General features: G+C 61.6%; 24 protein-coding genes and 1 pseudogene. 15 read left to right on the plus strand and 10 right to left on the minus strand.

Annotated features, from left to right (window positions below; translation table 11 throughout):
* Positions 1-2: 2 nt before the first annotated feature.
* Positions 3-1034: an SPFH domain-containing protein gene (locus ATSB10_RS14675; protein ID WP_063673497.1), complete on the plus strand. Its 1032-nt coding sequence runs from the start codon at positions 3-5 to the stop codon at positions 1032-1034.
* A gap of 4 nt (positions 1035-1038) precedes the next feature.
* Entirely contained in the window at positions 1039-1977 is a 939-nt protein-coding gene (locus ATSB10_RS14680; RefSeq protein WP_063673498.1) for a diacylglycerol kinase catalytic domain-containing protein, read from the plus strand.
* Here the strand turns inward: ATSB10_RS14680 and ATSB10_RS19760 are convergent.
* From ATSB10_RS19760 to ATSB10_RS14690, 3 genes and pseudogenes are all read right to left on the minus strand, one after another.
* Positions 1916-2145: pseudogene (locus ATSB10_RS19760) on the minus strand (integrase core domain-containing protein); the annotation flags it as partial. The gene ATSB10_RS14680 and the pseudogene ATSB10_RS19760 overlap by 62 nt on opposite strands.
* A gap of 639 nt (positions 2146-2784) precedes the next feature.
* Positions 2785-3630: a Rossmann-fold NAD(P)-binding domain-containing protein gene (locus ATSB10_RS14685; RefSeq protein ID WP_063673499.1), complete on the minus strand. Its 846-nt coding sequence runs from the start codon at positions 3628-3630 to the stop codon at positions 2785-2787.
* Positions 3623-4069 carry a nuclear transport factor 2 family protein gene (locus ATSB10_RS14690; RefSeq protein WP_063673500.1) on the minus strand — a complete coding sequence of 149 codons (447 nt, stop codon included), beginning with the start codon at positions 4067-4069 and terminating at the stop codon, positions 3623-3625. Before ATSB10_RS14690 ends, ATSB10_RS14685 begins: the two co-directional genes overlap by 8 nt.
* 56 nt (positions 4070-4125) lie before the next feature.
* Here ATSB10_RS14690 and ATSB10_RS14695 point away from each other — a divergent pair, with 56 nt between their 5' ends.
* The 4 genes from ATSB10_RS14695 to ATSB10_RS14710 all read left to right on the plus strand — a co-directional run bounded on the left by ATSB10_RS14695 (position 4126) and on the right by ATSB10_RS14710 (position 7672).
* Entirely contained in the window at positions 4126-4764 is a 639-nt protein-coding gene (locus ATSB10_RS14695; RefSeq protein WP_063673501.1) for a TetR-like C-terminal domain-containing protein, read from the plus strand.
* Positions 4765-5008: 244 nt separating this feature from the next.
* Positions 5009-5455, plus strand: coding sequence for a MarR family winged helix-turn-helix transcriptional regulator (locus tag ATSB10_RS14700; protein WP_063673502.1), 447 nt, complete (start codon positions 5009-5011; stop codon positions 5453-5455).
* A 71-nt stretch (positions 5456-5526) separates the two neighbouring features.
* Positions 5527-6090: a cysteine hydrolase family protein gene (locus tag ATSB10_RS14705; protein WP_063673503.1), complete on the plus strand. Its 564-nt coding sequence runs from the start codon at positions 5527-5529 to the stop codon at positions 6088-6090.
* A 334-nt stretch (positions 6091-6424) separates the two neighbouring features.
* Entirely contained in the window at positions 6425-7672 is a 1248-nt protein-coding gene (locus tag ATSB10_RS14710) for an MFS transporter (protein WP_063673504.1), read from the plus strand.
* Positions 7673-7817: 145 nt separating this feature from the next.
* On the opposite strand, the gene ATSB10_RS14715 is transcribed toward ATSB10_RS14710, so the two are convergent.
* Positions 7818-8537 (minus strand): TetR/AcrR family transcriptional regulator, encoded by a 720-nt coding sequence (locus tag ATSB10_RS14715; RefSeq protein WP_236886432.1) that lies wholly within the window; start codon positions 8535-8537, stop codon positions 7818-7820.
* A gap of 425 nt (positions 8538-8962) precedes the next feature.
* On the opposite strand from ATSB10_RS14715, the gene ATSB10_RS14720 reads away from it, so the two are divergent.
* Entirely contained in the window at positions 8963-9622 is a 660-nt protein-coding gene (locus ATSB10_RS14720) for an O-methyltransferase (protein ID WP_063673505.1), read from the plus strand.
* A 92-nt stretch (positions 9623-9714) separates the two neighbouring features.
* Positions 9715-10557, plus strand: a complete 843-nt coding sequence (locus ATSB10_RS14725) for an SDR family oxidoreductase (protein WP_236886433.1) — start codon at positions 9715-9717, stop codon at positions 10555-10557.
* A gap of 366 nt (positions 10558-10923) precedes the next feature.
* Here the strand turns inward: ATSB10_RS14725 and ATSB10_RS14730 are convergent, their stop codons facing one another.
* Positions 10924-11856, minus strand: a complete 933-nt coding sequence (locus ATSB10_RS14730) for a GlxA family transcriptional regulator (protein WP_205631061.1) — start codon at positions 11854-11856, stop codon at positions 10924-10926.
* A gap of 139 nt (positions 11857-11995) precedes the next feature.
* Here ATSB10_RS14730 and ATSB10_RS14735 point away from each other — a divergent pair, with 139 nt between their 5' ends.
* Positions 11996-12700: a DJ-1/PfpI family protein gene (locus tag ATSB10_RS14735; RefSeq protein WP_063673507.1), complete on the plus strand. Its 705-nt coding sequence runs from the start codon at positions 11996-11998 to the stop codon at positions 12698-12700.
* Positions 12701-13087: 387 nt separating this feature from the next.
* On the opposite strand, the gene ATSB10_RS14740 is transcribed toward ATSB10_RS14735, so the two are convergent.
* The gene (locus tag ATSB10_RS14740) at positions 13088-14047 is read right to left on the minus strand and encodes an aldo/keto reductase (RefSeq protein ID WP_063673508.1); all 960 of its coding nucleotides are present in this window, start codon (positions 14045-14047) and stop codon (positions 13088-13090) included.
* Between the two features lie 171 nt (positions 14048-14218).
* On the opposite strand from ATSB10_RS14740, the gene ATSB10_RS14745 reads away from it, so the two are divergent.
* Positions 14219-15118 carry an AraC family transcriptional regulator gene (locus tag ATSB10_RS14745; protein ID WP_063673509.1) on the plus strand — a complete coding sequence of 300 codons (900 nt, stop codon included), beginning with the start codon at positions 14219-14221 and terminating at the stop codon, positions 15116-15118.
* A gap of 129 nt (positions 15119-15247) precedes the next feature.
* Here ATSB10_RS14745 and ATSB10_RS14750 read toward each other — a convergent pair whose 3' ends face one another.
* Entirely contained in the window at positions 15248-16207 is a 960-nt protein-coding gene (locus ATSB10_RS14750; protein ID WP_063673510.1) for an SDR family oxidoreductase, read from the minus strand.
* Positions 16208-16354: 147 nt separating this feature from the next.
* On the opposite strand from ATSB10_RS14750, the gene ATSB10_RS14755 reads away from it, so the two are divergent.
* Positions 16355-17203 carry an AraC family transcriptional regulator gene (locus ATSB10_RS14755; RefSeq protein ID WP_063673511.1) on the plus strand — a complete coding sequence of 283 codons (849 nt, stop codon included), beginning with the start codon at positions 16355-16357 and terminating at the stop codon, positions 17201-17203.
* 351 nt (positions 17204-17554) lie between these two features.
* Here the strand turns inward: ATSB10_RS14755 and ATSB10_RS14760 are convergent, their stop codons facing one another.
* Positions 17555-18490 (minus strand): GlxA family transcriptional regulator, encoded by a 936-nt coding sequence (locus ATSB10_RS14760; RefSeq protein ID WP_063673512.1) that lies wholly within the window; start codon positions 18488-18490, stop codon positions 17555-17557.
* A 79-nt stretch (positions 18491-18569) separates the two neighbouring features.
* Between ATSB10_RS14760 and ATSB10_RS14765 the strand changes: the two genes are divergently transcribed.
* Both ATSB10_RS14765 and ATSB10_RS14770 read left to right on the plus strand, forming a co-directional pair.
* A complete protein-coding gene (locus tag ATSB10_RS14765; RefSeq protein WP_063673513.1) occupies positions 18570-19253 on the plus strand; it encodes a DJ-1/PfpI family protein in 684 nt (227 codons plus the stop codon).
* 27 nt (positions 19254-19280) lie between these two features.
* The gene (locus tag ATSB10_RS14770; RefSeq protein WP_063673514.1) at positions 19281-20024 is read left to right on the plus strand and encodes an SDR family oxidoreductase; all 744 of its coding nucleotides are present in this window, start codon (positions 19281-19283) and stop codon (positions 20022-20024) included.
* A gap of 285 nt (positions 20025-20309) precedes the next feature.
* Here ATSB10_RS14770 and ATSB10_RS14775 read toward each other — a convergent pair whose 3' ends face one another.
* Positions 20310-21242 (minus strand): AraC family transcriptional regulator, encoded by a 933-nt coding sequence (locus ATSB10_RS14775; RefSeq protein ID WP_063673515.1) that lies wholly within the window; start codon positions 21240-21242, stop codon positions 20310-20312.
* 135 nt (positions 21243-21377) lie between these two features.
* On the opposite strand from ATSB10_RS14775, the gene ATSB10_RS14780 reads away from it, so the two are divergent.
* Positions 21378-22208 (plus strand): oxidoreductase, encoded by an 831-nt coding sequence (locus tag ATSB10_RS14780; protein ID WP_063673516.1) that lies wholly within the window; start codon positions 21378-21380, stop codon positions 22206-22208.
* A 195-nt stretch (positions 22209-22403) separates the two neighbouring features.
* On the opposite strand, the gene ATSB10_RS14785 is transcribed toward ATSB10_RS14780, so the two are convergent.
* A complete protein-coding gene (locus ATSB10_RS14785; RefSeq protein ID WP_063673517.1) occupies positions 22404-23576 on the minus strand; it encodes an alpha/beta fold hydrolase in 1173 nt (390 codons plus the stop codon).
* A gap of 191 nt (positions 23577-23767) precedes the next feature.
* Here ATSB10_RS14785 and ATSB10_RS14790 point away from each other — a divergent pair, with 191 nt between their 5' ends.
* A complete protein-coding gene (locus tag ATSB10_RS14790; protein ID WP_063673518.1) occupies positions 23768-24340 on the plus strand; it encodes a TetR/AcrR family transcriptional regulator in 573 nt (190 codons plus the stop codon).
* Positions 24341-24465 lie beyond the last annotated feature (125 nt).

Here is a 24465-nt window from a genome sequence, read left to right on the forward strand (position 1 = left end):
CCATGTTTGGATTCCGCTACGTCAAAGCCAGCCCCAGCACCTACCTGCTGCAGTACAAGAACGGCAAAGCCATGCGCGAGGGCACCGGTCTGTCCTTCTGGTACTTCGCGCCCAACGCCTCGCTGGTGTCGATCCCGCTCGAGAGCGTGGATGCGCCCTTCATGTTCCAGGAGGTGAGCAGCGACTTTCAGGTGGTCACCGTGCAGGGTCAGGTGACCTACCGCGTGGCCGCGCCGATCACGCTCGCCGGTCTGATGAACTTCACCCTCAAGCCCGATGGCAGCTACGTCTCCGAGGACCACACCAAGCTTCCGCAGCGCGTGGTCAACGCGGTGCAGGTGCAGCTGCGCTCGGTGCTGCAGGGCAAGACCCTGCAGGAGTTGCTGCAGGGCTCGGATCACCTGGTGAAGGCCGTCCGTGACGGCCTGCAGCGCCCGGAAGGCCTGCCCAGCCTCGGCCTGGAACTGGTCAACCTGGCGATCCTCGCCGTAAAGCCCAATCCGGAGACCGCACGGGCGCTGGAGGCGCAGGTGCGCGAGCAGATCCTCAAGCAGGCCGACGACGCCACCTATGCCCGTCGCAATGCGGCGATCGAGCAGGAACGCGCGGTCAAGGAAAACGAACTCAACACCGAGATCGCGGTGGAAGCGAAGAAGCGGCAGATCCGCGAGGCCCAGCTGGAAGCCGAGCAGGCCGAGCTGAGCAAGCGCCAGGCGATCCGCGACCAGGAGATGGCCGGCCGCATCGCGATGGAAGAGAAGAACAAGGGACTGACCACCCTGCGCAGCGACAACGCCCGCACCGAAGCGGACGCCAAGGCCTACGCGATGGCCGCCACCATGAAGGCGGTGCAGGACATCGACCCGCGCGTACTGCAGGCGCTGATGGTGGGCCAGGCCGATCCCGGCGTGCTGATCGCCCAGGCATTCCAGGGGCTGGCGGCCAACGCGGAGCGGATCGGCGAGCTCAACATCTCGCCGGAGCTGCTGCAGCAGCTGACCCAGGCGCGTCCGAAGCACCTGGCAAAGGCCTGAGGCCATGAACGCGCTCGATCAGCGCATCGTGCTGGTGACCCGGCACACTCGGCTGGAAGACCTGGTGGTGCGCTTCAACACCGTCGAACAGGCGCGCTTCTACGTGGAGCACCTGGGCGCGGACTTCTCGGACTACGCCGGGGAACACCGGGTCTACCAGCTGGCAGTGCAGCGCGCCGAGGCGGTGCTCGCCCGCTTCGGCCGGGTCCAGCGGCTGGACCGCGGCTTCCTGGCCAACTATCTGTTCGCGCCGGACGCCCTGGTCGTGGTGCTGGGGCAGGACGGGCTGGTCGCCAATACCCTCAAGTACCTCAAGGACGGGCAGCCGGTGGTCGGGGTCAATCCCGACCCCGGTCGCTGGGACGGCGTGCTGCTGCCGTTCGAGGTCGACGATCTGGAGCGGCTGGTACCCGAAGCCATCGCCCGGCGGCGTCAAGCCAGGCGGGTAACGATGGCGCAGGCCTCGCTCAGCGATGGGCAGGAGCTCTTCGCGGTCAACGACCTCTTCATCGGGCCCCGCAGCCATGTCTCTGCGCGCTACCAGATCCGTCTGGGCGAGCAGGTGGAAACCCACTCCTCCAGCGGATTGATCGTGTCGACGGGCCTGGGATCGACCGGCTGGTTCCAGAGCCTCTTAGCCGGAGCCGCGGGGATCGGCAGGCATGCGTTGCCCAAGGCCGTCGAAGCGATGCGGGGTAGCGGCTTTCCCTGGGACGCGGAGCGCCTCCAATTCACCGTACGGGAGCCGTTCCCCAGCCGGACCACCCAGGCCGACCTGGTGTTCGGACAGATCACCCGTCGCCAGCCGCTCGAGCTGGTGTCCCAGATGGCCGGTTACGGGGTGATCTTCAGCGACGGCATCGAAGCGGATTTCCTGGAGTTCAATGCCGGGATGAAGGCGACGATCCAGTTGGCCGAGCGGGAAGGATGTCTGGTGACCTGAGGGCGAGTGGCTGTCCATACGCGACGGGTGTCAGCCCACCCAACAACTTCTTCGGTCGCTGTTGTATGCCCGCCATCGGCGTTCAATCTCGGCGAGCGCGTGCAGGAGGCTGGGAAACCAGTGCTCGTTGAGGCATGCCGACCCGGCGAACGATTCGATGTACGCGTTCTAGTTCGACTTGTCCGGATAGATCGGACCCACTTGAGCACCATAGTTTGCACACGGGCGGTATCACAACAGTTGGTGCAACGCACACAGATGTTTGGTGCCGTGAACACACGCTGATCCCGGTAGCAAAGTTGGTGTCGGAAATTTAGCCATAGTCGGTCTGGATGCCCTGGCTCCGATACGCACTTTGTGTCTTGGTAGAGGCGAATAGTATGTCAGCGCACCGTAGGTTCAGCGACTTACGTAGCCCTTGACCTACTCAAGAAGGTCGAAGGAAACGGGCAAAGTAGGTGAACCACCAGACCATCCTTCGATGGCCTCGAGCGGCTGACTTCCCAGTCAGGCATCGATCCAAGGCGAACAAGGCTCAATGTGTCCGATCCGTACCATGTGCCCATGTAGCGGACCCCTTGAGCGATTCGCCCATCGATCCGGATTAGCGGGCGCAGCAGAATGTGCGCTGCGGCGATCATCTCAGCCTCGAGGGTGTCCAAGTGGGGCGCGCCAAGGCAAAGGCCGTCTTGTCCGCGGAGACAGACAGTGCTTGGTTCATGTGGGCCCCGGCCGCAACCCGCTTCCATTCGTTCAGGGGTGGCGCCGGCGAGCGATACAGCAGAACCATCGCTTCAGCGATGTCTTTCATTCGGACCCGGCTCCGTCCCAGGCCGGCGCAGCAGCCTCTGCGAAGGCACGGAAGCCTGTCGGCGGGTGGCCTGTCAGCAGGGCGACCCCGTCAGTCGTCCGGTCCTCGGCGCCCCCAGCGATCCCTTGATCGAGCGCGCTAAGCATGCGCGCGTATTCCGGGGGAAGACCCTGTGCCTCAAAGCGCTGTGCTTGAGAGTCCGAGTCAAGCGCGACGTGGCGGACCGGCCGGCGTAGAACCCGTGAAAGAATCTCGGCGACATTGTCGTAGCTCAACGCCTCTGGACCCGTGAGCACGACATCCCGGTTTAGCGCAGCCGGTGCGACCAGTGCTGCCACTGCAGCCGCGGCGATGTCCCCTGCATCTATGAAGCCGACGCGTCCGGTCCCGGTCGCACTGTAGATTGCACCCTCCTCGCGGATCGTCACGGCATGGGGTCCGTCGGAAAAGTTTTGCATGAACCACGAGGGCCGAAGCACAACCCATTCCGGCGCATTCTGAGCAAGCCAGTCGTGTACCGCCCCCATCATTGGCCCGCCCCGCTCCAGCGAAGACGCGCTGAGCAGCACGAAACGCCGCGTGCCCCTGTCAATTGCGCGCTCAAGATGCGGGCGCATGTGGGCAAGGTGATCGACGCTGTCGGTTGGTGCGACGAGATAGGCTGCGGTGCAGCCCTCAAAGGCCGCCGCGGTCTCGGCGTCCGACCAGTCAAGTCGTCGGTCGTTCTTTCCCACCGGATGGCGGGTGCCGATGCACACATCCCGGCCCGTCCGTGCCAGCGCTGCGGCGACCCGAGCCCCTGTCTTGCCAGTGCCGCCGGTTACAAGGATTCGCTCAGCCATCGACCGCGCTCTCCGCAAAGGCAGACACCACGGCCTCGGCGCCACCAAGAGCTGACAGGAGCACCAGCGGGTTCCAGTAATCGACATATCGGGCGATACGCCCGTTGCTCAACGTAACGACTGAAATGTACTGCTGATGGTAGGGCGCGCCGGTTTGCACCCCGGTGCCTTCGCAGGAGAACTCAAGTACGAAGGTCTCCCCCGACGGGTGCACCCTCTGCAGGGTCAGCTCGCCGAATTCCAGGAGCGGCGAAATGCGACCAAGGTGGTTCATCAGCGCGGCCTTCCCACTCAGCCGCCGGGACATCCCCTTGGGGGCATAGGGAAACTCGAAGACGATGTCCTCGGCGAAGAGATCGCTGACCTCCTTTCCAGGCCCGAGGTTTTCGTCAAGAGCGCTGCGCAGCAGCTCAGAGAAACTGTCGAACTTGCGTGTCATGGTCGGCCCTCTTATGGTTGGAACGGTACCGTTCCAACGATAGTATGGGTGATTGAATGGAACGCAACCGTTCCAACGAAAAAAAGACGCGCATACCGTCGGGCGCGGCAGTCCAGAGCGCTGCGCTCACCGATCAGCTCTACCGCGCCTTCTTCGAAGAATGGGCTGAGCGAGGCTTCGCCGCGCTCAGCCTCGAGCGGATTGCGGCACGTGCTGGTGCGGGCAAGGCCGCGATCTACCGCCGCTTTCACTCAAAGCTCGCCTTTGCTGAGGCTGCGCTGGCTAATCTCGGGCCCAGAGTGGCGCTGCCGCAGGATTTCGGTTCGTTGGAATCGGATGTGCTGTCGTTTCTCATGAGTCTTCGCTCAGTGCTTCGCCATCCGCTGATCCGCAGAATCCTGCCGGACCTTCACGCCGAGGCCGCTCGATCCGAAGAGATGCGCGCAATCAATACGCGTGTGGCGGCGATCCGTCGCGAGCTCGGGCGAGCGCTTATCGATCGCGCGATCGCACGCAACGAGCTGCCTGCGTCCCTTGATAGGGAATTGGCACTCGATCTGCTGCCGGCGACGCTCTATTGGCGAATGGTGGTGATTGGACGTACCCCCACCAGGTCGGATGTCCGCGCGATGGCACATGCAATCTCTACCGCTCTTAGAGGGGCGGGCGATAACTGCGTCGAGGGGGGTGAGTAGCAGAATTCTGCGAAGGTCCGGCGTCGCTCGTTTGCGCGTCAACCAGTCGAGCGACGTCCTGCGAGCAGCGCTCGCTGAGCAAGAACAACGGACGTCAGTCTCCCCGCAATAGCCTTCTCTGGCGTAGCCACTCGGAGCAAGTCGTTTACTTGTACCACTGGAGGTTCTTACAGCTTTGGCAGAACGCGCGTCAAACTAGACAGGTAAACTTGCAAGTTTTACTGTGTAGTTCTATAGTGCGTTCATGAACCCTCCCTCTGACACATCGATGTCGCTCGAAGCGGTCATTACCGAGCTTTCGCTAGCCGTTGGACAGCTTTTGCGGCGCTTACGCTCGGAATCAAATCCTGACGGCCTGACTTGGTCTCAGACCATGGCCCTTGCTCGGCTGGAGAAGATGGGACCGATGACGACAGCGGACCTCGCGCGCGCTGAGTCGGTCAAACCCCAATCCATGGGGGCCACCCTCGCTGAGCTGGAGAGAGAAGGCCTGGTAGAACGTCATCGCCATCCTACAGACGGGCGACAGGTCCTCTTTGCGTTGACAGCCGAAGGCGTCGAGGCAAGGCGGAAGCGTAATGCCGCGAAACAGCATTGGCTCATGGCCGCCATGGCCGACCTCAAGCCCGATGAACGACAGACACTCGTGGCCGCGTCCGCGCTGATCAAGCGCTTGAGCGTGGTCGATTAAAGGTGCAAGGGGCCTTAAGCACGATGTGCAACGCGTAATTTTTGCCACCCCGATCATCCGGAGAAAACGTAGTGTCCGTGACCACGCTAGACCCCAAGTCCGCTCTCATCGTCGTCGATATGCAGAAAGGCATTGTTTCACTTCCGACCGTGCATCCAATGCACGATGTGTTGAAACGGGTAGGGTTGCTTGCGAACGCCTTTCGTAAACACAGGTTGCCAGTCGTGCTGGTCAATGTCGCCGGCGGGGCACCGGGCCGGACAGAGCAACCGAGAAGACATCGAGAACTCCCCTCCGGCTGGACTGACCTCGTTGCCGAGTTGAACCAACAGCCGCAGGACCATGTGGTGACGAAACACACGCCGGGTGCATTCACAAACACCGACCTCGAGGCTCATCTCAAATCCCTGGCAGTCACACAAGTCGTGATTGTCGGCGTCTCCACCAGCAACGGCGTCGAGGTCACCGCGCGCCAGGCTTATGAACTCGGCTTCAACGTCACGTTCGCGACGGACGCCATGACCGACATGGATGCGGATGCGCATATCTACAGCGCGACACGCGTTTTCCCCAAAATCGGTGAAACCGGCACGACAGAGCAGATCATTGAACTGCTGAAAAACTACGACCCGTGATGAACTTACGTCACGATATGCCCCACCTGTTCGGCGGTGCATTCCTTGCGAGTGCCCTTCCGCATTTCGTCAACGGCATCGTGGGGGGAATCTTCTCGGAGCCCGTGCGTCACATCTGCATGCAAGGGGCCCTCTCGCTCGACGGTGAGAGTGTCGCGGGGTCTCACGAACCTCATCGCTGTCCACCTACTCCTCGCCTGCGTGGGTAACTTTGACCTCCATGCCGCCGATCAGGTGATTGCAAAGGGTCCGGGCGTTTCGTTGGTTGGCGTAAGGGATACCAGCACGTTTGGGTCTTTTCGTGTCGGGACTTTGCCTGAAGGTTTCTGATGCCATGGCGACGAGCACGTTCCATTCCTTGAAGATCTTCAACTATCGGGTCTGGGCTGTGGGTTCGTTTGTGTCCAATATCGGAACATGGATGCAACGCACCGCCCAAGACTGGTTGGTGCTGACGGAACTAACCCATCACAGCGGGAGCGCTGTCGGCATCGTCATGGGTCTTCAGTTTGGGCCACAGCTTCTCCTTCTGCCCTGGTCAGGCTATGCAGCTGACCGCTTTGACAGGCGCAAGCTTCTGATGGCCACCCAGGCGGCCTCAGGCCTCTTGGCTCTAGTATTGGGCTTTTTGGCTGTCACTTGCCTTGTCCAACTGTGGCATGTCTACGTCCTGGCGTTCCTGTCTGGTTGCGTCAACGCCATCGATATGCCGGCGCGCCAGACTTTCGTCTCGGATCTGGTCAGTGACGATAACCTTTCAAATGCGGTGGCACTGAATTCGAGCTCTATCAATCTTGCCCAAATGGTAGGTCCCGCTGTAGCCGGTATCGTGATCGCCGCTCTTGGTTGCGGCTGGGCGTTTTTGATCAATGCAGCCTCTTTCGGCGCTGTACTTGCATCGCTAGGGCTTCTGCGTGCAGGCGAGCTTCATCCCCATGTCCGAGCCACCCGTTCTCGTGGCAGCCTCGTTGAAGCTCTCCGTTATGTACGATCGCGCCCGGACCTGAGAGCAATGCTCTGGATGCTCTTTCTGATTGGTACCTTCGGACTCAATTTTCCGATTTTCATCTCAACTATGTCGGTCAAGTATTTTCACGGCGGAGCTAGTCAGTACGGGCTCCTGACGTCAGTCATGGCGGTTGGCACATTCGCTGGCGCGCTGCTCGCCGCGGGACGGGAAAAGCCTAGCTTTGATGTGCTGTTCGTAGGCACTACCGTTCTCGGTATGGGTCTCGCATTCGCTGCGGTCATGCCCAACGCATGGCTGTTCGGCGCCGCGCTCGTCGTCATCGGCGTGTCGACCTTGACCTTCACCAATTCAACCAGCAGCCTGATGCAACTATCCACTGAGCCCACGATGCGCGGACGAGTCATGGCATTGCGTCTTGCCATGGGCGTGGGAGCTACCCCGATCGGCGCCCCTGTTGTTGGCTGGGTTGCTGATGCTTTTGGCCCGCCATGGGCACTGGGCGTTGGTGCCGCATCCGGATTCATCGCGGCGATCGTCGCACTGACCTATCTCATGAAGCACGGACGCGTGCGCGTTCGCCTTGGCGAGGGGACATCTCCACTTCACCAGTGAGCGTGGCGACCTTGCATCAGTATTTTGATCTAATACAGCTAGGCGATCAGTCGGAATCTCTACCGGCTGATGGCGCTGTTATCAAGGGTGGATCAAAGCAATCCCGGACTCTAGGCCGATCCGGCACTCAAAGCGGCTGGGCTTTTCAACCGCCTGCTAGCCCAAGCGCCCGAAGATAGGCACCGAACATGTCTGCCATCGCATCGGCATAGACTTTTACTTCAGCCTTGGTCCGCCGCTTCTTCGAGAAGCTGCTGCCCACGCTGCTGAGCGTCGTGAAGATAAGATCGCCCGCCAAATCACGGGACGCAGCGGACGCCCTCGGCAAGGCTTCCATCATGAAGGCATCGATCATCTGGTCGCCTTCGGCCTGAGCGCGATGAGCCTCCGGGCTGTCGCGGTAGAGCGGCGCTGCATCATTGAGCGCGCCGCGAACCTCGGCTTCTTCGCACTCTGAGCGAAGGAATGCATGCACGAGAACACGCAATCGCTCCAAGTGAGGGGTGCCGGCGTCTTCGAGGATGTTTCGCAGCATTTGGGTCGTCTGCATCCATTCATCGGTCTGCAAACGAAACAGGATCGACGCCTTGTTGGGAAAGTACTGGTAGATCGAGCCCACGCTGACACCGGCCTTGTCGGCGACGCGCGCTGTGGTGAATCGAGCCGCGCCCTCCTCCGCTAGCACCAGCGTGGCGGCTTCAAGGATAGCGGCAAGCAGTTCGGTCGAACGCGCCTGTTGGGGCTGCTTGCGAGAGGCAATTTGTGGACGGCGACGACTGGTCATGGCGGTGCGGCGATCCGGGGGTTCGGCGCGCAGAAGCGCGGTCGATCCATCAGATTCCTCAATGTGATCGAGTCTTCGCATGTTAGCGCAACACGAAGCATGACCTAGTCCCCCGGTAATGGCGTACACGATCAAGACGGTCGCAAGGGCGAGCAATTCGACAGCCACCACTCCGACATCCTCCTCGCCATCCCACTCAATTCACCTCTGCTGGAAGAGCACTCTTGAACTGCGCCAAGAAGGGCGCCTGCTTACCTGACGGAAAACCTGATGCTTTGGCAACCCATCGACTCTCTGCGGACGCCGTCGGGCTGCATGAGCGCAATGCTTACAAGGGAACAAAGGCGATTTGCGCGACGGCTGGGGAGGGCGGAAAACGCGAATACCAATGCGAATTTTAAACGCGAATTTTTCGTCATATTATTTCGATAACGCGAATAAATCGTCACGTTTTGAGTCCGCGTCACTTACGCCTCCCCATCTTCCCAACCTGGATCGGACATTCCATGACCTCAACATTGACCACGGCACCACTGGCCCCCTTGCTGGATCGCCTGTTCGAGCAAGCCGATCGCGCCACCAGCCCGGCAGTGGCCGGCATCCCGCGCGAGGAGCGCGAGCGACTGATGCGCAGCAAGACCGAATATCTCGACTTCTACGGCCGCGCCAAGGACCTGTGGTTGCCGGTCTCGCGCGAAACCGGCGTGCTGTTGTACCAACTTGCCCGCAGCATGAGCGCGCGTACCGTTGTCGAGTTCGGCACTTCGTTCGGACTGTCGACCCTTTACCTGGCGGCGGCGCTGCGCGACAACGGCGGTGGCCACCTGATCGGCAGCGAGTTCGAGCCATCGAAGGTCGCCAAAGCCCGCCAGCATCTCGTTGAAGGTGGCGTCGATGACCTGGTTGAAATTCGCGACGGCGATGCCCTGAAAACATTGGCCGCAGACCTCCCCGATTCCATCGACCTGCTGCTGCTCGATGGCGCCAAGTCGCTTTACTGCGACGTCCTGGATCTGGTCGAGAGTCGCTTGCGACCCGGTGCGCTAATCGTCGCTGACAACGCCGACTACAGTCCGGACTACCTCGCACGCGTTCGTTCCCCGGGCAACGGCTTTCTGTCCGTTCCGTTCGGCGCAGATGTGGAACTCTCGATTCGGCTGAGCTGAGTTAACTCCGCACCTCCTTTTCAATACTCCCTATAGGAGATTTTGCAATGCACCTATTTGTCACTGGTGCCACAGGCTGGGTTGGCTCTGCCGTGGTCGAGGATCTGCTTGCTGCCGGACATGAGGTCACGGGCTTGGCCCGTTCGGCTGATAAGGCGGCTCCGCTTTCCGCGGCAGGCGCGAAGATAGTTCAAGCCACGCTCGATGACCTGGACACATTGCGCTCCATCGCTTCGAAAGCAGATGCGGTGATCCATACCGCGTTTAACCATGACTTCTCAAAGTTCATCGAGAGCGCGGAGCAGGATCGCCGCGCGATCCAGGCACTCGGCGTTGCGCTGGAAGGCTCGAATCGGCCGCTGCTTGTCACCTCTGGCCTTTCGGGCTTGCCGCGCGGCGCTACCGAAGCCGACCTGCCCAATCCGGCCTCACCCCGCAAGTCCGAGGAGGCCGCTCGGGCTGCAGCATCGCGCGGGGTGCGCGCGGCAACGGTGCGCCTTGCACCTTCCGTCCATGGGTTAGGTGATTATGGTTTTGTGCCCCTTCTCATTCGGTTGGCGCAGCAAAAAGGCGTATCGGCCTACCTCGGTGAAGGCAACAACTGCTGGGCAGGTGTATATCGGCGTGATGCCGCGCGGGTCTATCGCCTTGCCTTGGAGCAAGGCGTCACCGAGACGGTCTATCACGCGATAGCGGATGAGGCTGTGCCGTTCAAGGCGATTGCCGAGGTGATCGGCAGCCGTTTGGGTGTGCCAGTCGAGTCACGCGACCGAGAGCACTTCGGATGGTTCGCCAACATGGCAGGCGCGGATATGTCGGCGTCCAGCCTCCGCACGCGCGAACTGCTCGGCTGGAAGCCCCAAGGCCCCAATCTGCTCGCCGATCTCGATCAGCTTGGCTACTACGCCGGCGGACCCGTTGCGCTCGATCCCTGAGTGTCTACATCTTGCCGGGGCAAGCTCTTCCCTCTTCGTGTCCAGCAAAGGCGTCCCTCTTGCAGCCTCTTTCACGGTGGAACCGGTAAGTACGGGCTCCTGACGTCACTCATAGCGGCCGGCACACTCCCAGGCGCTCTACTCGCCGCGGAACGGAAGAAGTCTGAGTTTGATGTTCTGTTCGGAGGCGCGGCGCCTTTTGGTATGTGGTTCACATTTGCCGCAGTCATGCCCAACGCATGGATGTCCGGCGCCGCGCTCATCGTCATCGGCGTGTCGACCCTGACCTTAACCAACTCGACCAGCAGACGGATGCAATTGGCTACAGAGCCTGCGCTGCACGGACGCGTCAGTGCAGGGGATAGATCAAAGAGTGGTGCCGAATCGACTCCGGTAGTCGTTTGGAGTGACCTTCAGCAGTCTCATAAAACTGCGGCGCAGGGTTTCTTCCGAACCGAAGCCACAGCGTTGCGCGATTCGCTTCATCGGCAGCCGTGTTTCCAGCAGCAACCGCCGAGCCTCGTCTATACGCAAGTGCTCCACGGCGCGTGCAGGGGTCATCCCGGTAGCTTCGCGATAGCGGCGGCTAAAACTGCGTGAGCTCATCGCGGCCTGCTCAGCGAGACGCGGCAACGAGAGGTCGTACGCAAGGTGCGCAGCCATCCAGTCGTGCAGGTCACCGAAACAATCTTCGGCGACCTGCAGTGACAATGCCGCGCTGTACTGACCTTGCCCACCCGGCCGCTTCAGATAGACCACGAGATGGCGCGCTACCGCCAACGCTATGTCGCGGCCGAGGTCCTCTTCCACCATGGCGAGTGCCAGATCAATTCCCGAGGTCACTCCTGCCGATGTCCAGATCTCACCATCACGCACGAAGATGGGATCGGATTCAACTCTCACCTGCGGGAATGCATGTGCAAGTTCCGCACAGAACGACCAATGGGTGGTGACACGGCGTCCGTCAAGAACACCCGCAGTGGCAAGCAGGAAAGCGCCGGTACAGACGGACCCCACGCGTCGTGCCTGACCCGAACGCGCGCGCAGCCAATCCAACAGAGCCACATCTTGGCAGGCTGCGGCTACACCGGGGCCTCCCGCGATCAGCAGTGTGTCTACAGGTTCGTTGTCGGTTGGCAGAGTTTGGGTGCCGAGTTCGATACCGCTGGACGCCGTTACGTGTGCCGGCTGAGTGGCGACCATGCGCCATGCATAAGGAGGAACGTGCGCACTTGCTGCGCAGGCATCATTAGTTGAAGCAAACACCTGCACCGGCCCGGTGAGGTCCAGGATCTGCACCGCAGGGAACACCACGATCTCGATGGTCCGCGTTGCGTCCCACCCAGCTCGCCCTGGCGCAAATGGAGGCGGTTTTGGCAAGGATTGCTCGTGAGGCGTCCGCATCATTGTCCAAAGTCTACGTCAGGCGAGGATCATCATGAGTACGCACGTCGGTCAACTGAGCATGGGCGCTTTGATCTATGACGGGATGGATCAGATTGATCTGACCGGTCCGCTCGAAGTCCTGTCGCGGCTTTCCGATGCGACGTTTCATACGTTTGGGATCGATAAATCCCCCATCCGCGACATGCACGGATTGCAGCTACTACCTGACGCAGCGATGGCCGATGCCCCTCGGCTCGACGTACTGGTCGTGCCGGGTGGTTTCGGTCAGGAGCGTCTGATGGAGAACGGCCCGGTGCTCGAGTGGATCAGCCGCCAAGCTGCCACCGCGTACAAGGTTTTGTCCGTATGCACCGGCGCTTTGTTGTGTGGTGCTGCCGGTTTGCTGCGGGGCCGACGTGCAACGACACATTGGAGTTGCCAGCACTTGCTGCCCTATTTCGGCGCAACGCCCGTGAACGCACGGGTGGTCGTGGAGGATGACTGGGTGTTTGCAGCGGGGGTCACAGCGGGGATCGATGGCGCGCTGCGCATGGCAGCGTTGTTGCGCGATGAAGACGAGGCCCGATGCATCGAGCTCGATATGGCGTACGCACCCGAACCGCCCTTCGACTGCGGCACACCGGACGCCGCGCCGGCGCGTATCCTGGATCGTGCGCACCGCAAGTACGCTGCTATCAGCGATCAGCGGAAGCGTAGTGCGCGGCAAGTCGCGGCGCGATTGGGCATCTCGATCTAATCACTACCTAACCGGTGAAATGACCGTAACCGAGGGTGGAGCAACGCAAGCTATCGACGCCATGTGCCAACACTCCTCATCCAGAGGGATTACAGCCACGCTGCCCGATCGGCATGACTGCATAGATACCTAACACGGGTTCAGTTTGCCAACGGACCGTACGTCCGTTGGCACACGTGAATTCAGCCGATCGGCGCGTTGAGCTCACACCCAGATAATGGCGTTCGGGCCTAGTGATTGGCCTGCGTTGCCGGGGATAGGACGCATTTGAATGCACGCGCCCTTTGAATGAGCCTGTCTCGCCGTCCCCGCTTCTACCAGTTTGAACAGCAGTCTTGGCCAGCCTGTCGCCATGCCATCCATCTATCGATTGGGCTCAGCTTGACGTCAGACGACCATCTCTCGCTCCCACCAACCTCGCGTGCTTACCTTGACCGTATCGGCAACAGCTTCCAGCTCCACCAGGTCCTCAGGCGTCAGCGTGATCTGGCTGGCGCGGACCAGTCCATCGACATGATTGGGCCGTGTCACGCCAATGATTGGCGTTGCTCCCTTGGCGATCGCCCAGGCAGTAGAGACTTCTGGGGTTGTTGCCCCCAGCCTCTCACCGATAGACGCTAGCTTTTGGGTGAGCGCGGAGATCTGCGGGAGTAGGGCGTTGTAGGTACCCGCACGATCGCTGTCGCTCGGCATCGGGTTCGCTGGGCCGTATTTCCCAGTCAGAGCGCCCTGTTCGAGCACCATGTAGGCGAAGAACGGGATGCTTTGACTGCGGCAGTAATCAAGGATGCCGGCGCGCTCCGAGCTGCGGTGAAGCAGGCTGTAGTGGTTCTGGACCGCTTCGATCCGAAAGCCGGCCTCTCCGAGCAACCGGTTGGCGAGCTCGATTTCTCTGAGGTTGTGATTCGACACGCCTACATGCTTGACCTTTCCGCTCTCCAGCAACGGAATCAGCTGTGGCGTCCACCGCGCCACATCGGCCGGGTTATGAATCCAGTACATGTCGATGTAGTCCGTGCCGAGACGGGCCAGGCTCTGCTCAAGCATGTCCGCCACCGGATGGTCGCTCGTCCCCGCCGCCTGCGGGGTGAACTTGGTCGAGAGCTGATAGTCACTGCGCGCGAACCGCTTGAGCACCTCTCCGAGCAGCGTTTCGGCACGCCCCATCCCGTACACGATGGCGGTATCCCACAAGTGCAATCCTGCAGCATGTGCCTTGTCGGCGATCTCCTCTAGACCCGCTCGAGAAATGCCGCTGCCGAAGTAGCCATAGCCCGGCTCGCCGTTGTCGCCCCACGCCCAAGTGCCGATTGCGGCAGTAGGAATCGTCAAATGCTCACCACTCATGTTGTTCTCATCCTTAGTTTTTGACCACGATCGACTTGACCCTGGCTCGGCCGCCATCCTTGCGCGTGGCGCGATCACGCCATAAGCCTGATGTGCCGAAATTAGTGCCTGATCCTCCAGGGCATGCGAATTCTGACGCCGCTCCCGGGCTAACGTGTCATCATAGGCACCATGGAAGCGCTGGCCGAAATCGCGGCAATCATCGCCCGCAATGTCTCGAAAGACGGGTTTCAGGCAACCCCCATCGAGCGCCTGACACTTGTGCGATCCTCCACGGTGACCATGCCCATGCCGAATGTGTACCGGCCGCAGCTTTGCCTGGTTGCGCAGGGACGAAAGGAAGTCACGCTGGGGGATCGCGTCTTTCAGTACGCGCCCGGTCGCTACGGTGTGATTACGTACGATCTGCCGGCAACTGGACGCGTCATTGATGCGACTCCCCAGCAGCCCTACCTCTGCGTCTACCTCGACTTCGACCCAGTCTTGCTGGCCGACTTGGCGCTGCGCGTGCCGCCATCGTCGGCCGTGCCCTCGACACCAATCGGCAAGACGGTTTCCGACGCGAGTGTTGCTTTGCTCGACGCAGTGCTACGCCTGCTGCTCCTGCTGGACGATTCGGCTGCTCGGCCGGTCCTCGCGCCTCTGGCCGAGCAGGAAATCCTCTATCACCTGCTGGCCGGGCCAGAAGGTGGACGAATGCGCCATGTGACGTCCAGCCAAGGTCGGTTGGCTCAAATCGGCCGTGCGATAGCGTGGATCGGGAAGAATTTCAGAGAGCACTTCAGCATTGATCGGCTGGCAACAGAAGTTGGGATGAGTCCGTCGAGCCTCTACGACCACTTCCGTGCCGTGACGGCGATGACGCCGCTTCAATTCCAAAAGCAGCTCAGACTTCAAGATGCGCGCAGCCTGATGCTGGTAGAGCAGATCGACGTGGCGACGGCCGCCTTTCGCGTGGGCTATGAGAGTGTGTCGCAGTTCAGTCGGGAATATCGCCGGCTCTTCGGCGAACCACCGGCGCGAGACGTTGCCCGCTTGCGGGCATCTCCGGAATTGGCAGTTTTAGCCTGAGTGAGCCCTTGGCGCGTAGCGCTGAAGTCGGCATATTCTTAGGCGTCATACGGCGAGGTAAAAATTCGAACTATCCACATCGTGCAGTGCTCTGCCAACACTTGGCTCCCATGCATCCCGGAGGGGTGCTCACGCGCGGAAATATGCCTCGCGATCCAAGTCGGCGAGCAGGCCTGGATGGGTCGGCCGCCATCCCAGCCGTTCCTGGGTGCTCTGGCTGGAGGCCGGGTTGTCGTAAGCTGCGAACGCGGCGAGCCAACTGAACCGCCAGGCCTCATTGGGCGTCATGCTGACCGCAGGCAGATTCAGGCGTTGTCCAATAACCTCAGCGATCTGGCGAAAGGGAACGCCCTCTTCGGCGACGCCGTGATAGCGCGCGCCGGCCTGTCCCTCCTCCAGCGCCAGGCGCAACAGAATCGCAGCATCGAGGCGATGGACGGCGCTCCACCGATTCGCGCCGTCGCCGACGTAGCCGGCACTCTTGTGCTTACGCGCAACGGCGATGAGCCTTGGGACGAGACCGTGATCGCCATCGCCATGCACTGAGGGCGCGAGACGGACCACCGTCGCACGGACGCCGCGTTCGGCCCAAACCTTGACAGCCGCTTCGGTCTGGGAGCGCATCCAACCCGGAGAGCGCGGGTCGGGCTCGTCGTCTTCCGTCGCCGTTCGCCCCTCAGCCATGCCCATGGTGCCGAACACGGTCACCAGGGGCCTACCCGATCCCTTCAACGCCCCGGCCATGGCGTCGATCGCGCGTCGGTCGGCGGCGGTGATTGCCGTGCCGAACCGGCCGACGATCCCGAACGGCGAGCCGCCGAAGATGACACCAAGCCGCCGCCCGAGCGGGATGTCGCCCGGACCATGGATGAAGGCCAGATGGATGACGCCGTCGGCGCCTGCGGCCCCGGCTCTGAGGGTCTCAGGCTCGTGAAGGGATCCTGCATGGGCTCTCGCGCCAAGTTTTGCCAGCTTCTCGGCAGCCTTATCCGAACGGGCCAAGCCGGTGACTTGGTGGCCGGCGCCAATCAGCTCTTTGACAACCGCCTGACCTATAAAACCGGTTGCGCCGGTGACGAATACTCGCATGTCGAACTCCCAGTGTCCTGAGCCAACGGTACCGGCAACGGCAGAGACGATCTACAATTGAAAATCCACTTCTGATTATTGAGCGTCCAATTGGATCCCTTATCGCAAGTCATCAGTTTGCTGCGGCCACGCGAGTTGAGCTGGCGCATGATTGCGGTACGGGAGCCCTGGGCCATCCGCTTTCCGGCCGTCGAAGCGGTGGTGTTTGGGCAAATGATCGAAGGGACATGCGCGCTCGAACGAGGCGAGGTCGAGCTGGAGCTGCGGCCCGGTGACTTCATGATGATGGCCCGCCCCCCTGAGTGGACCATGCGATCGGGTCCGGAGGTGGAGCCGATCGACTTGAAGGTGCTGTTCGCCGATTCGAAAGCACTCCAAGGGGACGATCCCACCAAGCCCGCTGCCCGTTTCCTTGCAGGCCATTTCCTATTCGCCGAGCCAAATGCGGATCAAATGGCAGGTTTGCTTTCACCGATCGTGCATGTCCGAGCGGCCGATGTGGCCGCTCAGCGGCTGGGACGGCTGCTAAGTCTCTTGGATGACGAGGCCACGGCGGACCGGCCAGGCCGTTCTTTGGCATTGGATCGCCTGCTGGAGGTGATCCTCGTCGAGACACTGCGTCATCGCGCCAATCAGGTGGAAGGCATGCAGCCAGGCCTGTTGGCGGGTCTGGCCGATCCGCGCATCAGCCGCGCACTGCGGGCGCTCCACAGGGAGCCGTCACACCCCTGGACTGTTGCCCAGCTCGCGCGGGAAGCGCACATGTCGCGAGCCGGGTTCGCCGCCCGGTTCGCCGAGATCGTCGGCGTCTCGCCCATCGGCTATCTGTCGGCTTGGCGCATGTCGCTGGCCAAAGCTGCCTTGGTGTCGACCAAGCGTCCGATGATCGACGTAGCGAAGGTTGCAGGCTATGGATCGGTTAGCGCCTTCAGCACCGCGTTCAACCGCGCGACAGGGATGTCGCCTACGGCTTACAGCCAATTGGCGGCTGGATGACCCGCGTATCAAAATTCACTATTCCTCAGCTGGTCGATATGGGCGATCGCAGGAGCGCGGCACTTCAGCTCAGCGATACGTTCCGCGAGATCAAGCTCACGCTTTTGGCGCGCGCGGCATATTGACCGGCGTGCTCGCTTTCAACAGACCACCTCCACTGAAGGCGAACTCCCGCCACGCGCGAAGGTCAGACGACGCCGACCTTGGTCAATCAATTTTCGGCTATCTGGTCAAATCCCGGCGTGCGTCAACAACGCATGGAACTGGAAGACAGGTAATAGTGCGAGTTTGAGAGCACGCGCTGTAGGGAGTTGTTTCGTTGCCGAACCATACGCTGCGAGATTGTCTTGCCTACGTTCGCGCGGCCCGCCGGATGGCCTGAGGCGGAACGCCATGCAGTTTCACGAACGCCCGGCGCATGCGTTCGGGATCGGTGAATCCAACGGCGCGCGCGATCGATTCTACCGGCTCAGCTCCATCTTGGAGCCTTGCGAGCGCGGCCTCCACGCGCAACCGTTCCACGGCGCGTGCAGGAGTCTCCCCTGTCTCGCGACGGAACGCGCGGCTGAACTGCCGCGGGCTGAGATGAACCGCCTCTGCCAGACGCTGGACGTCGAGCGGTTCGCACAGATGATCACGCGCGAAGGCAAGCGCCAGACGGATGCGATCGCTCGAGGGCTCCATCTGCGACAGCGAAGAAAACTGCGATTGTCCGCCTGACCGACGATAGTAGACAACCAGTTCGCGGGCGACCTCCCGCGCCATATCAGCACCATGATCGGCCTCGATCAGCGCAAGCGCCAGATCAATCCCCGCGGTAATCCCGGCCGACGTCCAGATGCTCTTGTCGGCGATGAAGATGTGATCCGCCTCGACCCGGACCCTTGGGTAGTCCTGCTGCAACAGGTGAGCCACTCGCCAATGGGTCGTTGCCCGACGCCCGTCCAGCAGTCCCGCCTCGGCCAGAAGGAAGGCTCCGGTGCAGACGCTCGCGACACGCGCTGTCTTGCCGGCGAGCGCACGCACGGCGGCGATGTCGCCAGGCGCCCGCATCGGCGCGAGGTCCCCGCCAACCACGATGAGCGTATCCAGATCTGGCCGCGCTGCAGGGAGGCTCTCTACGACTGCCCCGCCGCTGCCGCGCACCGGGCCGCCCCCCTGCGATAGCACCTCCAACGCATAAAGAGCACGACCCGCGATCTTGGCGGCGGACTCGAACGCGCCGAAGGGGCCGGCAAAGTCCAGGATCTGGTGGCCCGGATACAGGTAGAAACCGATGCGATGCATTGTGGCCTAATTTAAGGGATATACGTCATTTACGCCATATCTCCTCTGCGCCAATCTGACCGGCAAAAGGAGATCTGCCATGACACATGTCGTCATCCCCCTCTACGAAGGGGTGACCCCGCTCGACTTCGCGGGCCCCTATCAACTTCTCCATGCCCTGCCGGACATGGACATCACGCTGGCCGCGATCGACCGGAAAGAGATCGTGGCGGACGGTCTGACCCTAGGCGCACTGGGCGATCTGGAACGGATCGGGCCTTGCGACATTCTTCTCGTCCCCGGTGGCCTTGGCTGCGTTGCGGCGCTGGAGACCTCGCGCTTCCTCGCCGCAATTCGCCGGCTCGCTAAGGACGCGACCTATGTCACCTCGGTCTGTACCGGCTCGCTGATTCTGGCCGCGGCAGGGCTTCTCGACGGGCGCCGTGCTGCCTGTCATTGGGCCTTTCGGGAGCTTCTGCGCGCCTTCGGGGCGATCCCGGACGCGGGGCGAGTGGTCCGTGACGGTCGTTGCATCACCGGTGGCGGGGTAACCGCCGGGACGGATTTCGCCCTCGCCCTGATCGCAGAACTGCGCGGGGCGGCCGCCGCACAGGGCGCCCAGCTTCTACTGGAATACGCACCCGAACCTCCTTTCAACGCGGGCCTCCCCGAAACGGCGCCGCCATCCGTCCTGAAGGCGGTAAATGCCCGGCTCTCCCATGGGGTCGCGGATGCCACGCGGCGCATCGCGATAGTCGCCGAGCAGTTACGCGATGCCGGCTGAACGCTCTTTCAAAAAAGGAACATCCTCATGAGACTGAAGAACAAGACAGCCCTTATCACTGGTGGTACCAGCGGCATCGGGCTCGCCACGGCGAAGCTCTTCCTGCGCGAGGGCGCGCGCGTCGCCGTCACCGGGCGCGATGCGAGTCGCTTTGAGGCCGTGCGTGCCGAGCTTGGCGAAGAGGCCCTGATTCTCCAGGCCGATGCCCGCTCGATCCCTGACATGCAGGCAGTCCGCAAGGAGATTGCCGAGGCCTTTGGTGAGCTCGATATCTTCTTCGTCAATGCGGGCATCGCCTACGCCACCCCGCTCGCCGAAACCGACGCGGCCCGCTACGACGAGATCATGGATATTGACGTCAAGGGCGTCTTCTTCTCGATGCAGGCCGTGGCACCGATCCTGCGTCCGGGCGCCTCGGTGATCCTGACGACCTCGTTCATCATCCATGTCGGCCGGCCCGGGCTTTCCCTGCTTTCGGCCGCGAAAGCCGCAGTCCGGTCGCTGGCAAGAACCTGGTCGCGCGAATTCCTCGATCGCAGGGTTCGCGTCAACACGATCTCCCCCGGTTTCGTCGACACGCCACTGATTGGTCGCCATCGCAGCCCGGAGGAAGTCCAGGCATTCAGGGACAAGGCCGCTCGGACAGTCCCCATCGGTCGTATCGGGGAAGCCGAGGATATCGCGGCCGCGGCCCTCTACCTTGCCAGCGACGAATCCAGCTACGTGGTCGGCGCGGAGTTGGTCGTCGATGGTGGTATCTCGCAGATCTGAGGCCTGGCCATGATGTCGGGCAGAACATCTTTGCCCGACATCGCGATCACGGCGCGAGGATCGCCCCCAGTGACTTTCAGACGTTGGCACGTGCGATGCACAGCAAACTCAATCGCATCAGTGCCACTGCCGCAGGAGCAGATCACCGGAGCAGGGATAAGCGCTATCAGGAGCCGTGCGTGCGGGTACCTTTAAACAGCCTGCCGGTCCACGCGGCGACATAAGGCGGGTGCGTAGGATCATGTTGTTTTGTCGTGACGCCCCGGATATCTCCTTATGTGTAAATCAGTGCGATGAGACAAATTCTGACTGCCCATGCGCGACTGGCATGGCGAAGTTGCGCTTCATCCGCTCAACCTCTTCGAGCGGTGGCCTACCGAATAGTCGTTTGAATTCACGGCTGAACTGCGATGCGCTCGCGTAGCCGACGGCAGACGCTGCCGCTGACGCCGTGAGCTGGTGCCGAAGCATAAGTAGGCGAGCCTGATGCAGGCGTGTCGACTGCACATAACGCATGGGCGAGGTGCCCGTTATCGCCCGAAAATGGGCGTGGAAGGTCGGCGGGCTCATCGCCGCTTCGGATGCGAGTCGGTCGATGCCTAGCGCTTCGGCGTAACGGCGATGAATGAGGCGGATCGCACGACCCACCATGCCAAAGTTGCCTTGTTGCGCCAGCGCCGCGCGCATCGATCCTCCCTGCGCGCCGGCCAGTATCCGATAGTAGATTTCACGCACGAGCGCGGGGCCAAGAACCTCGTCATCCGGAGGATGCGCCAGGGCTTCGAGCAGACGCAGGATCGATTCTGCCAACGCGTCCTCCATCAGTGAGGAATACAGCCCTCGCGGCGGCGCGTGCGACACCCCAAGCCGCTCATCGATCTGCATGCAGACTTCTGCGGCGACCGCGTGGTCGAGCCGAAAGTAGATCGCCAGTAGTGGTTTGTTGCTCGACGCATCCGTCTCCATGGTGAAAGGCACCGGCACCGAAACGACGAGGTAGTGCTGCTCGTCATAAACGAATACGTCGTTGCCTAGCATTCCGCGCTTTCGACCCTGCGCCACCACGACGATGCCTGGTTCGTAGAGCACCGGGGTATGGCCAAGTGGTCGATCGGATCGAAGAAGACGCACGTCCGGCAGCGACGTCAATGTGTAGCCCTCGGTCGTCGCAAGCTTGCGAAGCAGAGCGATCATGCGCTGGCGAGAAGAAATGCCCATATCTCTACTCTCCGGCTCTCAGTCTCATGGCGCAAGCAGGAGTCATAGGATCAGGCAATCTTGCCACACCGAGGGCCATGGGCAGCGCCTTCTTCGGCACCTACATTGGTTCCGAACTTGACCAGGAGTCCATCCATGTCCCAGAAGACCCTCTTCATTACCGGCGTGAGCAGTGGCTTTGGCCTCGCGCTCGCTCGCGAGGCCCTTGCTGCCGGCCACAGGGTAATCGGTACTGTCCGTACCGCCGAATCCCGTCGGGCCTTTGAGGCCCTCAACAGTGACCGCGCCCACGCGTTTTTGCTTGACATCACCCACATCGATGCAATCCCGGATGTCGTTGCCGATGCGGAATCCACGATCGGACCCGTTGATGTCCTTGTGAACAACGCCGGGTACGGCCACGAAGGGATCTTTGAGGAATCTCCGCTTGAGGAGATGCGGCACCAGTTCGAAGTAAACGTCTTCGGTGCCGTGGCAATGACGCACGCGTTCGTGCCGCGCTTTCGCAAGCGTCGCAGTGGCCACATCGTGAACATCACCTCGATGGGTGGCTTCATCACGATGCCGGGTATCGCTTACTACTGTGGCAGCAAGTTTGCGCTCGAGGGCATCAGCGAAGTGCTTGGCAAGGAGCTTAAGCCGTTCGGCGTGCATGTGACTGCCGTGGCTCCGGGAAGCTTCAGGACCGACTGGGCTGGGCGATCGATGCAACGATCTCCCAGGAGCATTTCCGACTACGACGCCATGTTTGATCCCATCCGGCTTGCCCGGCGCGAAAAGAGCGGCAAGCAGCTGGGGGATCCCGCGAAGGCGGCCCAGGCCATTCTGGCTTTGATCGATCATCCAGCCCCGCCCGCACACCTGCTGCTGGGGAGTGACGCGCTTTCGCTTGTACGAGACAAACTCGCCGCGATGGCCGAGGACATCCAGACTTGGGAGGAGGTGACGCGGTCGACGGATGGGTAGCTCCGAGTGCCCTTGCGACTGATGCGGGTGGCGAGGTGAACCGACTCCGCCACCCGTTACACCCTCCACCGCGCGACTGTGCCGTCAGGGTGGTCAGCAAGATCGACGTACCGTCCACACCGATTGTTGCGATCGGGGTACAGCCCGAGCAGGCAAGTCCAGGATCCTGTGCATCGATCGACACTGGTACTGACCCTATGGCCCCGCACCGGCTCCCTTTATGAAGTCAAGCAGCCGCTCGCCTAGTCGAACCGGCTGCTCCTGTTGAATCCAGTGACCGGCGCCATCAATCATCTCGATGCCGTGCAGGCGCGTGGTCGCCCTCGACTTCATCAAATCCAAGGCCCCCGGCGTCGCATACGTTCCCCAGTCCTTTTCCCCACCGATGAAGAGGGACGGCACGTCGATGGTCTTACCCGAAAGCAGCCTGAGTTCGTCGTTCAGAGCCGGATCGGAAAGGACCCGATAGGCTTGCAGGGCGCCCTGAAAGCCAGTGCGCCCGTACTCCTCGACATAGACCTCAAGCTCCGCTTCGCTGAGCCAGGTGCAGGCTCGAACCTCGGCAGCGGACGGATGGAAGGGTGCAACCGCTTCTGGCATCGTCTTTTCCAGGTCCATGACGTAATACGCGGGCATCCGGGCGATGTCCTCAGCAGCGCTGCCCGGCAGTACATGCGGGTCGTTTTGCGGCCAATCGCCGCTCTTGACGTGGAAGAACGCCCTGAGAAAGGCATGCAGGCCTTGCGGGGGATCGGACATGTCCGCATCAGCTTGCTCTGAGCTCAGGTACTGCTGGTAATGCTTTCTGGGAGGGTGAAGCGCACCCAGGGCCTTAGCCAGATTTGCCATTCCAGCGTTCGGGATGGCCGAAGACCCGTCATGTTGCGCAGTGTCGAAAGGAAATGCCGGAGGACCTGGAAACGGCGCACTCATGAACACGACGGAGCGGAAGACATCGGGCCGGGCAAGCGCGCAATAAGCCGATACCGGCGAGCCGATATCGTGCCCGATCACCGTGGCGGCTTGGCGGTACCCCAGGGCCAAGACCAACGCGAGGGTATCGCGGGCCATGTTGAGAAGGCTGAAAGGGGCCAAGGGTGTGTCGTAAGCGTCTTGCCACCCCGTGGTACGGCCATATCCGCGAAGATCAGGCGCAACGACGTGACAACCGGATGCAGCCAGGATTGGAAGCAGGAAGCGCCAGCCGTAGGCCAGGTCAGGGAATCCGTGGAGCAACACAATTAGAGGTCTGCCTGGCAGCTCGTGACCGGCCTCGAGGATATGCATATCGAGTCCGTTGACCCCCGGGATGAGGCGGGAGCGGATCCCTTGAGGTAGTTGCCCTGCGGCGAAGGACGGAAGGGTCATGCCAACTTCTCCTGAGGATCTTGTGGAACGTGTGGCGAGCGATTGCCCGCTCGGCCGGTCACTGCATCGAGCGACCCATCCCGTAGCGAAGGCCGCCGGCGGCAAGACATATGGCGAATGCCATATTATGGCGATTGACATACTATGTCAATCGCCATACCTTGCATTCAGTGCTGCCCACGGATCCACGCATGACAACCAGGACTGAGGCCCGATCACGCGCGATCGCTACCGCCGAGCGCCTTTTTCGCATCCAGGGATATACCGCGACCGGTTTGACGCAGATCCTCACGGAAAGCGGAGCCCCAAAGGGATCTTTCTACTTCCACTTTCCCAGGGGGAAAGCGCAGCTCGCAGAGGAGGCGATCGATCATTATGTCGACGCCCGCAAGGCCGTGTTGCGTCAGATATCCTCCCGGACTTCGGGGGACGCGGCTGGATTCATCCGCGAGCTCTTCAAGGTATTCGCCGCCGAGATGGCAGCGACTGATTATCAGTATGGCTGCCTGATGCAAAACCTCGCGAATGAGCTGCCATCCATCGATGCTGACCTGACCAAGCGTGTTGCCCGTGGATTTGCGGACACCACGGAGATCATCTCCGATCACTTCCGCGCATGTGGTCATCCTAAAAGCCGCGCCTATTCCATCGCCAATGCGGTGGTCGCCGCTGCCGAGGGGGCGCGAACTGTCGCACGCCTGCAGCGCTCATCAGCGGTCTTCGATGCGCTCACAACCGCGTTTGTCACAGGCCACCTGGAATAGAACTGCCCCCGATATTCTCCGTCGCATCCTGCTGCTGAAAATTCGGGCTATCTGTGGCCGTTACGGCGGTATCCGCATGATGTGATCTACCGAACTGAGATCGTGCGCCTCTCGGGACCATCCAT

Source organism: Dyella thiooxydans (genome assembly GCF_001641285.1).
Classification (GTDB): Bacteria; Pseudomonadota; Gammaproteobacteria; order Xanthomonadales; family Rhodanobacteraceae; genus Dyella_A; species Dyella_A thiooxydans.